The 359-nt window shown below is 41.5% G+C and carries 1 protein-coding gene; it reads right to left on the bottom strand.

Features of this window, described 5'->3' with window-relative positions; all coding sequences use genetic code 11:
- A partial coding sequence (locus tag ACVC3Y_RS00130; RefSeq protein ID WP_452225720.1) for an SdrD B-like domain-containing protein occupies window positions 1-359 on the bottom strand: 359 nt, incomplete at both ends.

Below are 359 nucleotides of genomic sequence, written 5' to 3' on the forward strand. Positions count from 1 at the left end.
TGCTGTCCATGAGCCATCCGTTCCTGTTGTTACTGTTGTTTCGTCTCCGTTAACATCGGTAATTACAACTTCTACTCCTTCTATTCCTTCTTCTCCTGGATCTTGTACTCCATCGCCGTTAAGATCTTCGAATACAACTCCTGTTAAATCTCCAACTACTGGTGCATAACCATCATCGGTTGTTGCTGTTTCAACTCCTTCTAATACAGTTACTGTTTCTGGATCTGAAGTTCCTGTTGTTAAAGTATCTGTAATATCTGCTGGTAATGTAGTCTCATCTACATCTATTTCTGCATCTCCTACTGGAATGTCTGTTGCTGTCCATGAGCCATCCGTTCCTGTTGTTACTGTTGTTTCGT

It is taken from the genome of Lacinutrix cladophorae, assembly GCF_053604645.1.